The organism is Streptomyces sp. NPDC050997, assembly GCF_040660135.1.
In the GTDB taxonomy this organism is placed as follows: Bacteria; Actinomycetota; Actinomycetes; order Streptomycetales; family Streptomycetaceae; genus Streptomyces.
On record NZ_JBFAGK010000017.1, the window covers coordinates 23,895 to 38,087 of the forward strand.

9 protein-coding genes are annotated in these 14,193 nt (G+C 72.1%); 6 read left to right on the top strand and 3 right to left on the bottom strand.

Features of this window, described 5'->3' with window-relative positions; all coding sequences use genetic code 11:
* Nucleotides 1-11: 11 nt before the first annotated feature.
* The 3 genes from AB0H86_RS31255 to AB0H86_RS31265 form a co-directional block, all read right to left on the bottom strand.
* Complete coding sequence (locus AB0H86_RS31255; RefSeq protein ID WP_362446221.1) at nucleotides 12-1,076, bottom strand: helix-turn-helix transcriptional regulator; 1,065 nt, start codon at nucleotides 1,074-1,076, stop codon at nucleotides 12-14.
* Nucleotide 1,077: 1 nt separating this feature from the next.
* Entirely contained in the window at nucleotides 1,078-2,058 is a 981-nt protein-coding gene (locus AB0H86_RS31260; RefSeq protein ID WP_362446224.1) for a DUF4097 family beta strand repeat-containing protein, read from the bottom strand.
* 275 nt (nucleotides 2,059-2,333) lie between these two features.
* A complete protein-coding gene (locus AB0H86_RS31265) occupies nucleotides 2,334-2,519 on the bottom strand; it encodes a DUF6104 family protein (protein WP_007266501.1) in 186 nt (61 codons plus the stop codon).
* Between the two features lie 132 nt (nucleotides 2,520-2,651).
* Between AB0H86_RS31265 and AB0H86_RS31270 the strand changes: the two genes are divergently transcribed.
* From AB0H86_RS31270 to fxsT, 6 genes are all read left to right on the top strand, one after another.
* The gene (locus AB0H86_RS31270) at nucleotides 2,652-3,179 is read left to right on the top strand and encodes a CU044_2847 family protein (RefSeq protein ID WP_362446227.1); all 528 of its coding nucleotides are present in this window, start codon (nucleotides 2,652-2,654) and stop codon (nucleotides 3,177-3,179) included.
* Entirely contained in the window at nucleotides 3,172-5,154 is a 1,983-nt protein-coding gene (locus AB0H86_RS31275) for a trypsin-like peptidase domain-containing protein (RefSeq protein ID WP_362446230.1), read from the top strand. Before AB0H86_RS31270 ends, AB0H86_RS31275 begins: the two co-directional genes overlap by 8 nt.
* Before the next feature lie 157 nt (nucleotides 5,155-5,311).
* Nucleotides 5,312-6,355 carry an AAA family ATPase gene (locus tag AB0H86_RS31280; protein ID WP_362446233.1) on the top strand — a complete coding sequence of 348 codons (1,044 nt, stop codon included), beginning with the start codon at nucleotides 5,312-5,314 and terminating at the stop codon, nucleotides 6,353-6,355.
* 6 nt (nucleotides 6,356-6,361) lie between these two features.
* Complete coding sequence (locus tag AB0H86_RS31285) at nucleotides 6,362-9,634, top strand: SAV_2336 N-terminal domain-related protein (protein ID WP_362446236.1); 3,273 nt, start codon at nucleotides 6,362-6,364, stop codon at nucleotides 9,632-9,634.
* Entirely contained in the window at nucleotides 9,631-11,073 is a 1,443-nt protein-coding gene (locus AB0H86_RS31290) for an FxsB family cyclophane-forming radical SAM/SPASM peptide maturase (protein WP_362446239.1), read from the top strand. Before AB0H86_RS31285 ends, AB0H86_RS31290 begins: the two co-directional genes overlap by 4 nt.
* Nucleotides 11,074-11,123: 50 nt before the next feature.
* Nucleotides 11,124-14,099: an FxSxx-COOH system tetratricopeptide repeat protein gene (fxsT, locus tag AB0H86_RS31295; RefSeq protein ID WP_362446242.1), complete on the top strand. Its 2,976-nt coding sequence runs from the start codon at nucleotides 11,124-11,126 to the stop codon at nucleotides 14,097-14,099.
* Nucleotides 14,100-14,193 lie beyond the last annotated feature (94 nt).

A 14,193-nucleotide genomic window follows, 5' to 3' on the forward strand; every position in this document is an offset into this window, starting at 1 on the left:
GACGCGGATGCTCAGGGCTTCGGTGTGCGCAGTAGCGCCCCGATGTGGGCTGCCGCCGTCGAGAGGTGGCGGCGGGTGTCGCGGAGTTGGTCGGGGGTGACGCCGTGGTCGCGGGCGGCGTCACGGATGTCGTCGCGGAAGCGGTCGAGCAGGCGCTCCAGGTCGCGGGGCGGGTCACCGGTGGGGTCCTCATGGGCCCAGGACGGTTCGTACCCGGCGGGGAAGTCCTCCGGGGTGTGCGTGTACTCGGGGGCCGGGGCCGCCTTCTCGGCGTCGCCGGGGCCGCGGCCGAAGCCGAAGTCCTTCCCGAACTCCTTGCCGTAGTCCTTTCCCAACTCACCGAACTCCTTGGCCAGTTCGGTCAGCCCCTCTCGGACCCCCGTCGGCCAGTCGCCCCGCGCGAAGTGGTCCTGCACCTGTTCCTGGACCCGCCGGGCGATGCGCTGCACCTCCTCCTGGGCCTGTGTCCGGGCGTGCTCCTGCGCCTCCTTGGCCTGGCGACGGGCGCGCTGGGCCTCATCGCGGGCTCGCCGGCTCTCGTCCTTGGCGCGCCGGGCCTGTTCCTTCCACTCCTGCTTGACGCGGCGCATCTCCTCCTTGGCGGCGCGCCACGACTCGTTGTCGGTGCCGTCCTTGAGGTCCCCGAAGGAGCCGTTCTGTTCGCCGTCGGTCTTGGCGCCGGCGCCCCTGCGGGCCTCGGAGGCCGCCGCCCGCATCTCCCGCCGCAGGTCGCCCGCCGCCCCGCGCACGTCGGCCCGGATCTCGGCGGCGAGTTCCGCGACCGAATCGCGGATCTCCAGCTCCAGGTCGGCCAGTTCGCCGCTGCGGTCGGCCAGCTCGGCGCGGCCGGCGTCCGTGATGGCGTACACCTTGCGGCCGCCCTCGGTGGTGTGGGTGACCAGGCCCTCGGCCTCCAGCTTGGCCAGGCGGGGGTACACGGTGCCCGCCGAGGGCGCGTACAGACCCTGGAAGCGTTCCTCCAGGAGGCGGATCACCTCGTAGCCATGACGCGGGGCCTCGTCCAGCAGCTTCAGCAGGTAGAGGCGGAGGCGGCCGTGGGCGAAGACGGGAGGCATGTCAGAGCACCTTCTTGTCGGTCGTGCCGTCGGCCTGGGCGCTCGTCGAACCGCTGCCCGGGCCGGAAACGGAATTGTCCCCCGAGTCGTCCCGCGGTCCGTGCGCCGGGGCGCCGCTCGCGGGTCCGGCGTCCTGCGGTGTTCCGCTCCGGTCCTCCCAGGGGGCGCTCTCGTCCTCCCGGGGAGGCCGACCCAGCAGGGCGATCGAGCCGGTGACGGTCGTCGCCCGCAGCTTGCCGGTACCCGCGCCGAGACGGCCGGTGATCTTGTGGGCGCCCCACTGGCCGTGCACCCGGAGGCCGTCGAAGGCGTTGGAGATCCTGCCGCTCGCGGTGTTGGCCTCCACGTCCGTGTCGGCCGGCTGAGGCAGTCGGATGGCGATCTCGCCCGAGACGCTGGTCAGCCTGACGTCGGTGGGTCCGTTCGGATCGAGATCGACGATCATGGAGCCGCTGACCGATTCGGCGCGCACGGAGGGGCCGGAGCCCTCGACGACCGTGAGATCCCCGGAGACCGAGTTGAACCGGAGGTCGCCGGTGACGGCCTGTGCCTCCAGGTTCCCGGAGACCGTGTCGGCGCGGACCGGGCCGGAGAGCGCGACGAGTGTCGTGTCGCCGGTGACCCCCTTGACCACGGACGGCCCGCGCAGCCCGGAGACGACGGCCCCCGCGTCGACCACACCCACTTCCACGCGGGTGTCCGCGGGCACCGCCAGCGAGACGACGGCGCTGCGCCGCCAGCCCTTTCGGTCGAGCCACTTGAGGAAGCCCTTCCACGGCAGGTCTTCGTACGCCACCGTAAGCGTGTCGCCGTCCTGCGTGACCACCAGGGGCGGTCCCTGAATCTCGGAGACCTCCAGGCGTGCGGAACCTTCGTCCGTGCCCACCACGTTCACCGTTCCACTGACGATGCGTACGTGAAGGGTCGTGACGGGATCGTCGAACGTGAGCTTGGTGGGCTCCGTGACGGACCACTCGGGCATGGTGCAGACCTCCCCGTCGCAACGCGCCATATCGCGTCTTCTCGTTATTCACGATATATCGCGGACACGGAAAGTCAAGACACCCGATCCAGGGATCTATACGATCCCCAAAAATAACCAAACCGGACGCCCGACCCGCCCCCAGATCGCAAAAGCGGGGCCCCACCCCGGAGCCCCGCACACAACCGACGCCGGACAATCGGCGCCACGCCACGCCACGCAACCGACGCGACACCGCGCGACACCGCGCGGCCGATCCGTCCGGCTCTCGCCCTCTACTCGTCGTCCTCGTCCTCGTCGTCCAGCCGGGCCAGCCACGTCGCCAGCCGCTCCACCGGCACCTCGAAGTCCGGGTTCAGGTCGACGAAGGTCCGCAACTGCTCGGCGAGCCACTCGAAAGTGACCTCCTCCTCGCCGCGTCGCTTCTCCAGCTCTTCGATACCTCGGTCGGTGAAGTACATGCCCCCAGAATATGTGCCACTTACGCCGTTCGCGGTCTCCCCCTGGTCTCCTGTGGCCGCTAGCCTCGTAAGAGTGCGAAGTGCCCGGCGTCTGGGGTGAATTGGCGTACGGGTGCATGAGTCGGGGGAGCCATGGACGAGACGCTTCGCGAGATCACGCTGCCCGGGGGCCAGACGGTGCTGGTGCGGGTCACACCGGTCACGGACGCCGGAGGACCCGGACGACCCGGAGGACCCGGAGGACCCGGTGGACCCGGGGGTTACGGATCCGACGACCACGATGTCGGAGTGGGCCGAACAGTGCGCCAGGCAGCGGTGAGGCTGGAGCGGCTCGGCGACCTGATCCAGGGTGTGGGCCAGTCCGTGCTGGACGCGGCGCGGGCCGCCGAACCCGACGAGGCGAGCATCACCTTCGGTGTCGAGATCGTCGTCAAGCCGGGCAAGGCCGTCGCCGTGCTCGCGGACGGCGAGGCCAAGACGTCGTTGGAGGTCAACCTGGTGTGGAAGCTCGACGAGCGCCGAGCCCGGTCGGCCGTCACCACCACCCCAGCCTCAGCCTCCACCCCAGCCTCGGCCCCAGTCCCAGCCTCGGCCCCAGTCCCAGCCTCGGCCCCAGTCCCAGCCCCCGCCCCAGCCCCCGGCACCGGCGCGGATGTCTGAGCGGAACCCTCGCCTCGACGCACTGATCAGAAAGGCCACCGTCTTTCTCCACTCCGCACGGCCCGGCGACGACGCGATGTGGGGAAGTGGGTTCCTGGTCGCCCCGGGGTGGGTGCTGACCTGCGCGCACGTGCTGAGCGGCCGGGGCGGCGCGGGGGACGCTGAGGAGTTCCGGGTCAGCGGTCCGGGTCTGAACGGCGGACGCCCGGTGGCCGCGCGACTGGAGGCCCACCTCTACGACGGCTCCCTGGACGAGCCGGCGGACGAGAGCCTGCCGGTCGAGCAGGACGTCGCCCTGGTGCGTCTTCTCGACCCCTCGGTGCAGCACGAATGCGTATGGCTGAGTGACCGGCCGGAACACTGGATGAGCGACGACCGACTCGTGTACGGCTACCGTCCGGACGCCGTCGGCCGGGCCGTCCCCTGGCGCGGGACCGCACGGGAGAACACCGGAGACGGCGAGTACCGGCTGCGCCTGGGGCCCGACAACGAGTTCCCCGAAGGAGTCTCCGGCGGGCCGGTCCTCGACCCCGCCACCAACGCCGTCGTCGCGCTCATCAAGTGCCGCAGGGCCGGCCGGGACGGCGGATCGGCCATCGCCCTGTCCGTCCTGCGCCGCTTCGACCCGAGTCTGTACGGCCGTGTCATGGCCGGCCACGATCAGTGGCACGGGACGCGGGAGAGCGGGCACAACAACTGGATCGACATCCAGACCGACCAGGCCATACACGCCAACGCGGCCAGGTACGCCGACGCCGACAACTGGAACCCGGCGGACCGGCGCCAGGCGCTGGCCCTGCTGGCCCGGGTCGAACCCGCCAACGCACCGAGCACCATCGGCATGTTGGTCCGCCTGGCCCGGGGGGAGTCTCCGACCCGCCAGCCCCTGTCGGTCGTATGGCGCGACGGGCACGGCCAGTTGTGCGAGGAGAACGAACTGCAGGACGCCCTCGTCTTCCTCCGCTATCTCCGACTCGTGCAGCTGTTCGTGGAGGCCCGGGGGCGTAGCGAGAAGAGTGCCCTCGAACAGCTCACGCAATGGACGAGGGCCCGCTCCGGGCGGATCAGACCGGTAGGGATCGCCAGCGTGAGAGAGGTCGCCCTGCCCGACGAACTCCTCCACGGAGGTCCGGTCGTCCGGTACCCCCGACCGGGCGAGGGCGGCGTGGTCCTGCTCGAACTGGAGCCGTTGGCCGAGGACTCCTCCCGGGTCTACTGGACGCTGCGCGTCGACGACGGAAGCGAGAACGGCGAGGTGTCCTGGGACGACGAACGTGTCGGTCCCGGTGTCGAACTGCGCGGGCTGGGTGCCGTATTGGAGGAGCGGCTCGGCCGGGCGTTCCGGGCAGTCGATCGCCCCGAGCGCCCGGCCCCACTCGAAGTGGCCACGGAACTACGCCACTTCGACCTCCCCGTGTACGGCTGGCGCGACGGCGATCAGACGCCGCCGCGGTCGCTCGGCGACGCCCGCCCCGTGGTCCTCCGCGACGCCGGACGCAGACGAGTTTCGGACGAATCCTGGGAGACGCGCTGGCGCGCCATGATGGCGGCGGGGCAACTGACCTCGCGGGGCACGGTGTTCGACAGCCCTTCCCCGAAAGGCGATGTCGCTGACCTCCCGCCCGGGACGATCCCCCTGCAATGCAGGCCAGCCGGTGCGGGCGCCGGGCTGACCACGATGCGCCTGGCACTGGACGCGGGGCACGGTGTGGCCCTGTGGCACCTGCAGCACTACGTCGGTCACGCGAGCGAGGACTGCGGGCGGCACTGCGAGAAACTGTACGAGGACACCGCTCGCTTCCTGCGGGACATCGAGAACCCGGATGAACTCCCCGACCACATCCGTCGTATCAGACAACGCAGCAACACCGGAACCGGCCGTCACTGGGCCGACAGCGTGGCGCTGCTCTACGACGACCCGGATCGTCCGCTCCCCCCGGAGGAACCGGAAGAAGGGGGATACGACTCCCCATGAACCTTTACGGGCACCACTGGACAGTGCGCGGGTCCTGGCAGGAAAAGGCCAGTGAAGACAGTACGGGTGGGTATCTTTTCAGGGGCCCGTTGTGGGCACTGCCAGCCCTCGTCGGCCGTGCCGCGCCGTTTTGCCAACCGTCGGCGAGGAGCGCCTCATGAGCGAGTGGCTTGTGTACCGCGGGATCGGTGACCCCGAGCCGGGACGGATGGACTCACTCCTGCCGGCGCCGCCCAAATGGCGCCGGTTCGACGGCGATCCACTCGACGGCGTCTACGAGGTGCCTGTCATCGACAGCGCCTCGGAACGCCGGCTCGGCAAACGGCCGCCGCTGCCGACCCAGGACCCGCGGACCGTCGAACTCGTCAACGCGGCCCTCTACTTGAGGCGGCCCCTGCTGGTCACCGGGGACCCCGGCTCGGGCAAGAGCACGCTCGCCCACGCCCTGGCGTACGAACTGGGACTCGGCCGGGTCCTGCAGTGGCCCGTCGTCAGCCGCACGGAACTCAAGACCGGGCTGTACCAGTACGACGCGATCGGCCGGCTCCAGGACGCGCAGCTGAACCGGAACACGGACGGGACCGGGGCAGGGGCCGGGGCCGGGTCCGCCCACGACGTGTCCATCGGCCAGTACATCCGGCTCGGACCGCTGGGCACGGCCCTGCTCCCCATGCGGCGGCCCCGGGTGCTGCTCATCGACGAGCTGGACAAGAGCGACATCGACCTGCCGAACGACCTGCTCAACGTGGTGGAGGAGGGCGAGTTCGGCATCCCCGAACTGGAGCGCATCGCCGACCGTCCCGGCCAGGGCACCGTCGACGTGCTCACCGACGACGGACTGCGGGTGCCCGTCACCGGCGGCCGGATCCGCTGTCACGCCTTCCCGGTCATCGTGATGACCAGCAACGGCGAACGCGAGTTCCCGGCCCCCCTGTTGCGCCGGTGCATCCATCTGCACCTCGACCCGCCTCGCGGTGACCAGCTCGTCGCCATGGTCCAGGCCCACTTCGGCGAGGGCGCGGAGGAGACCAACGAGGACCTCCTCGCCCTGTTCACGACCGACGACACCGGCTCGCCCCGCCCCTCCGACGAGCTCCTCAACGCCATCTTCCTCACCCACGAGGTGGCCCGGCCGGGCAGCCCGCGCCGCACCGAGCTCGCCCGGCTGCTGATGGGCTCGCCCAACTCGGGACAGCGGTAGCCGGCCATGGCGTTCGCCGAAGCGCTGGAGGTGCTCGTCGGCAGGATGCACGAGACGGAACTCGCTGCGGACGCCGAGCAACTCGCCGACGCGCTCTGGCTCGCCTCCCACCTCCCCGGCGCGGAAGTAACGGAAATCCCCGAGCAGTTACCGGACGACACCGGCACCCCGACGCGTCTCACGGACACGCCGACGGCAGGTCAGGGCACCGCACCGCCTTCCGACGTGGCCCTCGCCGTGCCCGGCCGGACCAGGTCCGCCGGCCCCGCGAGCCTCGGCCCCGAGAGCCCGCCGATCCCCGAGGGGCGCGGCGACACCGTGGTGCCGACCCACGTCCCGGCCGCCGCCGTACTGCCGGACCGGCTCGCCCTGCAACGGGCGTTACAGCCCCTCAACCGCTACCAGCCGCCCAGCAGGCCCGTCGCCTCGGGACTGGACGAGGTGACCACCGCCGAGCGGGCGGCCGACACCGGCATCGTCGACCCCGTGCAACTGCGTACACCGCGGCGGCAAGCACGGCTACAGCTGGTCATGGACATCTCCTCCTCCACGGTGGTGTGGCGGGACACCTTCGACGAACTCCACCAGGTCTGCGAACGCGCCGGTGCCTTTCGCGGCATCCAGAAGCACTACGTCCACCAGGACGGCCACGGCGAGGCCCGCGTGGCGCCGACGCCCGAACCGACCGCGCCGACCCGCGCGCCGGGACTGCTGCGCGACCCCAGCGGCCGGCAGCTCACCGTCGTCCTCAGCGACTGCGCGGGCCCGCTGTGGCGGGGCGGACGTATGCAGCGGCTCCTGTACGCGTGGGCGTCCTGTGCCCCGGTGGCCGTGGTCCAGCCGCTGCCGCAACGCATGTGGCGCGGCACGCGGTTGCCCGCCTTCCCCGGTGAACTGCACCGCCGGGAAGGGCCGACGGGCCGCCTGGAGTTCCGTTCGCCGCGTACCGAGCGGCCGTTCGGGCCCGCGGCTCCGGTGCCGGTCGTCGCGCTGCGCCCGGCCTCCCTGTCCACCTGGGTGCGGCTGGTGTGCGACGACACGGCCCAGCGCCTGATCGCCTCGGCGGCCTGGGTCCGCCCCGACCATCCCGCGGGCAGCACGATCCCGCGCGCCGACCGGGAGATCAGCTCCCGCGAACGGGTGCGCGGCTTCCGCCGTACCGCGTCGCGGGATGCCCGGCTGCTCGCCGAGTACCTGGCGACGGTGCCGCTCGTACTGCCGGTCATGCAGCTGGTGCAGCGGGCCATGCTCCCGGACAGCGGACCGGAGGTCATGGCGGAGGTGCTGCTCGCCGGACTGGTGCGAAGCAGCGACACGGTGGAGGACGGGGGCTACGAGTTCATCGACGGCGCCCGCGAGGAACTGCTGCGGCATCTGCCCGGTGCGGAGGCCCGGCTGGTCCTCAAGCACAGTTCGCAGTACCTCGAACGGCAGTACGGGCGTTCGGCGCGGAACTTTCCCGCGCTGGCCGCCGCCTACCTCGCCAACACGGCGGTGCCGGACACCGGGGTCGGCGACGACACCGGCGACCAGCTGCTGCGCGCCTTCGCCCAGGTGTCGTCCCAGGTGCTCGCCCGCTATGGCAGAGCCCCGTCGGCTCCGTCCGGGGCCGGTCCCGGCGAACTGACCGAACTCGCCTACGAGCTGCTCGACCGTTACTCCGCCCAGGGCAACATGCGCGACCTCGACGAGGGCATCGGCACCCTGCGCCGGGCGCTGCGCACCGAGCGCCGGCAGAGCGGACAGCGTGCCCTGCGCGGCCGGCTCGCCCAGGCGCTGCTCCAGCGCTGGCGGGTCGCCAGGACGGCGGACAACCTGCTGGAGGCCTACGAGGCCCTGCCGACGGACGGCAAGAGCAGCGCCGCCGAAGTGCTCACCGAGGCGGACATCCTGCTGCGTATCGCAGCCGAACTGGAGGCCCCCGGAGCGGCCGCCGCCGCACTGCCGCCCGGGCTGGCCGACGATCTGGACGCACCCGGGGCCGGGCCCATGCGACTGGCCCTGCTGGCGTACGAGAAGGCGCGTCGACGGCTGGAGGAGGGGATGCCGCCCAACGCCTCCGCCTCCCAGGGCGCGCAGGCTGTCGGGCTGCGCGCCACGGCAGCGCTGCGAGCCGCGTCGCTGGTCGTGCGCGAGGGCGCCGACGTACTCGGACCGGACGACGGGAGCCCCGCCGAGTGGGCCGCCGCCCGGTTCGAGCGCGCCGCGCACCTGGCGGCACAGAACCGGCTGCACGAATACGGCTCGGCCGCCGTCCTGTTCGAGGCCCGGGCCCTGTTGGCGTTCGCCCGGCACGACGCGGGCCGCGGCGATCTCCCCTGGGAACCGGACCACCGGCGCCGGACGCGCGCCCAGCGGGTGGCCGGTCAGGCGGCGGTCGCGTTCCGAGACGCGCTGCAACTGCGCGTCTCGGAGGGCGCCGAGCCGCAGGAGCTCGCCCGCATGTGCCTGGACATCGCCCGCGCTCTCGAACTGACCTCGGGCGCCGGGCACGACCCGGGCATCCGACAGCAGATCGTCGACGTCCTGAACGAGGCACTGGGGTACGCGGGCGACGACCTGGAGCTGCGCTCCGACTGTTTCGAACGGCTGGGCGCGGCCCACCGCACCGCCCATGGGCTCACCCGGGCCCGGAGCGATCTGGAGTCGGCCGTCTGGGCCTGGTGGCAGGCCGCCGGCTACCGCCCGCTCGACGACCCGGCCCGGCCGCCCTTGCTGTACCGGCTCGGGCTCGCCCTGCACGAAGCACAGGAGTGGAACGACGCCGTACGAGTGCTGCGCATGGCCGTGAACGAGGTCTTCGAACAGGACCCCGAACTGTTCGACTACCGGGTCGCGCTCGGCGACGCCCTGCTGGGCCGTCACATTCACCAGGGCGGACTCTCCGACCTCCACGAGGCCAGCTGGATCCTGGGCACCGCGGCCCGCGAGACCGACAACGACCTGCTCCGCGCGCGGGCCTGGGAGCTGCGAGGGGAGACGGTGGCGCACCTCGCGGTGCACACGGCCCAGGCCTCCGACTGGCAGGACGCCGCCGATCAGTACTGGCGGGCCGTCGAAATCCTCAGCGCGCGGGGAGAGACCGGCGCCGAGGCCCGGGTCCGCGCCGAACGCGCGGCGGCGCTGGTGCACGCGTCGGCCCCGGCCCGTGTCGCCGCCGCGGAGTACCGCACCGCCCTGCGCCTGTACGGGGAGGCGGGGTTCGGTGACAGTGATGCCGTCGTGCGGATACAGGAGGCGCTGGTGGCGCTGGAATCGCAGCGCGGGGACGACACATGACGGCCAGGGACGAGCCGCCCGGTTCCGCCGTGCTGCGGCCCGGGCCCGGCAAAACCGGCCGGAACCACACCGCCGACACCGGCCGGGACCACACCGCCGACACCGGCAGGGTCCACCCCGCCGACACCCCGTTGCCCGTCTACGCCCCGCCCGAACGGGACGGGCCGCGCCATCCCGTCCTGGCCGAACTGCTCGCCGACCTGCGGGCCCGCGAGCGGAGCGGGGAACCGGCACTGGCCTACTACGACGACTCGCCCTTCCAGCCGCCGCAGGACCCGCCCGGCGGCGCCGACCCCGACAGCTTCCGGCAGTTCGTCCTGAAGGTGCACAGCAGGTGCAACCTCGCCTGCACCTACTGCTACATCTACCGGGGCGCGGACAGCACCTGGCGTGACCATCCGTCGCGGGCGGAAGAGACCGTCATGCGGCAGACCGCCCACCGCATCGCCGAGCACGCCCGCACCCACCGGCTGCGCGTCCTGCGCGTCGATCTGCATGGCGGAGAGCCGTTGCTGTCCGGTCCGGAGCCGGTGGTCACCTACGTCGACCTGGTGCGCGCGGCGGTACCGATGGGCACCGAGGTGGTCGCCACCGTCCAGACCAACGGCACCCTGCTGACCGGCCGTGTCCTCGATCGCCTGGCCGGCGCGGGCATCCTGGTGGGGCTGAGCCTCGACGGCGGTACCGCCCGGCTCAACCGGCGCCGGCCGGACCATGCCGGACGACCGTCCTGGCCCGCGTTGCGGCGGGCGGCCACGCTGCTGGCCGAGGGCCACACCGACACGTACGCCGGGATCCTGTGCACCATCGATCCCGCCACCGCCGCCGACGAGGTGTACACGAGCCTGCGGGCCTTCGCCCCGCCCACCCTCGACTTCCTGCTGCCGCACACACACTGGGGCACCCGCCCGCCGGGCCGTCACCGCCCGGCCCCGGCGCCCTACGGGGACTGGCTGGTCCGCGCCTTCGACCTGTGGTGGAACGACACGGCGCCGGGCCGCCCGAGGGTACGGCTGTTCGCGGAGATCGTGACGCTCGTGCTCGGCGGCTCCTCGCGCACCGAGGCGGTGGGGCTGTCGCCGGTCACCGCGGTCGTCGTCGAGACCGATGGGACCATCGAGCGGATCGACTCCCTGCGGGCGACGTACCACGGGGCCTCCACCACCGGGCTCGATGTCTTCCGGCACTCGTTCGACACCGCCCTGCGCCACCCGGGGATCACTGTGCTGAGGGACGGTGCCGCCGCGCTCGCAGAGGAGTGCCGGGAGTGCCCCGTCCTCCGGGTGTGCGGCGGCGGCAACCACGCCCACCGGTACGCACCCACCACCGGCCACTTCAGGCACCCCAGTGTCCACTGCCCCGATCTGGAACAACTCGTCCGGCATGCGGCCGCACGCGTGGGCGAACAGCTCTCCGCAACTTCAAGGACGCTGACCTAACGTGGAGTTGGCGAACAAAGGTGTTCGCCCACGCCAGAAGGAGCACCGGCATGCTTCCTGCGCCCCCTCAGCGAGTCACGGTCCTGCACGCGGGGCAGTCCTGGTCCTGGGCGTCCTGGATGGCGCACCGGCTGAAGCTGGCCGGGACGCGCCCGGTGCCGGTGCGATGGGATCCTGTGCACACCGTCCCGGAGCCCGAGGCACTGGACCAGTTACTGGCCCCGCCCGGCAAGGTCCTGCTCCTCGTCGACGACTGGTTCCTCCGGTTCGACGACACCCGCCGCCAGGCCTGGGCCGACGTCCTCGACCAGATCATGCCCCGCGAGGGACATCGCCTCGTCGCCGTGTCCGTCACCGCGGCGGCCCTGCCGGACGCGGCCGACAGCCTCGGCCATGTACTGCCCCTGCGCGGCTACGACGCCGAGCGCGCCGCCGCCGCTCTGCTGACGGCGCTCGAACTGACCCCGGGGCGGCATGGCCCGGTCACGCTCGAACGTACGCGTGGCCCGCGCTTCCCCGAGGACCGGCTGGAGATCGACAACGCCCCGCGCCGCAACCGCGCCTTCACCGGCCGCGAGCGGATCCTGGAGCAGGTCCACCAGGCGTTCGAGGACGGCGGCGAGGGTGCGCGCGTCGCCCTCCTCGGGCCGGCCGGCATCGGCAAGACCCAGTCGGCGGCGGAGTACGTCCACCGCTACAAGGGCGAGTACGACATCGTCTGGTGGGTCCACGCCTCGGTGCGCGCCACGGCCCGCGAGGAGTTCGCGCGCCTCGCCGACAAACTGGGCGCCGAGCCGGGGACCGGTCCCGTGCTGCGTGGCCGCATCGAGGCGGCCAAACGGGCGCTGGGCGAGCGCGTCCGCTGGCTCGTCGTCCTGGACGGTGCCGAGGACCCGGAGGACGTGGACGCGATCCTTCCGGAGGGGCCGGGGCACCTGCTGGTCACCACCCAGCGCACCGACTGGTCCCTTTGGTGCCCCGAGGTCGTGGAACTCCCGCCGTTCGACCGCGCGGAGTCCGTCGACCTCGCGTGCCGGCGCAGCAGCCGACTCACCCAGGAGCGCGCTGGCCGCCTCGCCGCCGTGGTCGAGGACTACCCTCTGCTCATCGACCAGACCGCAGCGTGGCTGAGGCTGAACCGGACAGCGGACATCGACGCCTACATCCTCCGGCTGCGGGACGGCGATCCGCACGCAGTACCCGTCGCCCCCTCCGACGACTACCGCAGGGAGTTCCAGATCGCCTGGGCACAGACTGTCAACACTCTGCGTGAGAAGCATCCCAACGCCTACGAGCTGCTCGCGCTCTTCGTCTTCTTCTCGCCCGACGTGGTGCCGGTGGGGTTGGTCCAGTCCGCGCGCGCCGTCGACATGCCGGGCCACCTCGTCACCTTCGTGACCGAGCCGAGCAGCTGGAACCCCGTGCTGCGGGAGCTGTCCGAGGCGACGTCGATGAGCCTGGAGTACGCGCAGGGGCCGATGGACACCCAGACCGTCGGCGCCCTGCGCATGCACCGGCTCTTCCACCGCTTCGTGCGGGGACACCTGAGTACGGAGGAGGCCCGGGAGGCGTCGCGGACCGCCTGCCGGGTACTGGTCGCGGCCGACCCACGGCATCCTCGCGACCCGATCCACTGGGCGCGGTACGCCGAGGTGATCCCGCATCTGGAACCGACGGGCGCGCTGGGCTCCGAGGACCCGGACGTCAGAAGCCTGGTGCTCAACTGCATCGAGTACCTGCGGGTCCGGGGCGAGTACAAAGAGGGTCAGCGGCTCAGCCAGTCGGCGCTCGACTCCTGGACCCCGACGTTCGGCGAGAGCAACCCCCAGGTGCTGATCGCCGCTCACCAGCTGGCGAACATGGAGCGCAGGCTCGGCCACTACCACGAAGCGGAACGGATCGGCCGGGAGCTCCTGCGCCGCGTCGCCGGTGTCCCCGTGAGCGGCACCATCCAGATGGTGCGCGCCAAGAACGGACTCGGCGGCACCCTGGTGGCGCTGGGCCGGTACGACGAGGCCCGCGCTCTGTACGAGGAGGCCGAGGCCCAGGCCGTCGCCGAACTCGGCGGCGACGAGGTCCCCCGTACGCTCGCCATCCGCGGCAACCGTGCCATCGCGCTGCGGATGCTCGGCCGGTACGAGGAGTCCCTCGGCCTGCACCGTGCCGTCGGGGAGGCGTACCTCAACCTCCATGGCGAGTGGGACCAGACGACACTGGACTCGGGCCTGCGCACCTCCTGGGCCCTGCGGCTGCTCGGCCGGTACGGCGAGGCCCTGGACATCCAGACGCTGAACCTGCGCCAGCACCAGCAGGGGCTGGGCCGGGACCACGACCAGACCCTGGTCGCCCAGCACAACCTCGCCCTGTGCCTGCGGCGGGACGGTTCCCAGCCGAGGGCCCGGACGATGATGTGGGAGGCGCGGGAGCGCATGGTGCGCCGGCACGGGCCCGACCATCCCGAGGCGCTCATGATGACCACCGACTACGCGATGCTGCTGCGCGGCCTCGGTGAGTGCGACGCCGCTCACGACCTCGTCGAGGACGCCGCCGTACGGTACGGGAAGCTGCTCGGGGACGACCATCCCTACACCGCTGGGGTCGTCGACGACTGCGCCTTGGTGCAGAGGGATCTGGGGGACGCTGAGGGCGCCCTGCGGCGGACCGAGGAGGCCGGGGCACGGTTGGAGCGGGCGCTGGGGCCGGACCACCTGTGGACCGTCGGCTGCGCGATGAACACCGCGTCGGCGCTGGCCCGCACCGGTGCCCTGGAGCGGGCGGTGGCCCTGGGCCGGGAGGCGCTGGCCCGCGCCCATGCCGTGGTGGGGGACAGCCATGTCCTTACCCTCAACCTCGCGGCCGGCCTGGCCCAGGACCTGGACGCCGCCGGGGAACCCGAGGACGCGGACCGGGCGCGGCAGGAGGCCGTACAACGCCTCTCGGACAACCTTTCGGACGACCACTGGCAGGTGCGTTACATGCGCGAACAGCACCGCCCCTACTGGGATTTCGAGCCGCAGCTGATGTGAGGGCGGCCAGGTGGCACATGCCGAAGGGCCCGGTTCCAGGTCGCGAGGACTTGGAACCGGGCCCTTCGATCAGGACCGTCGATCAGGACCGTCG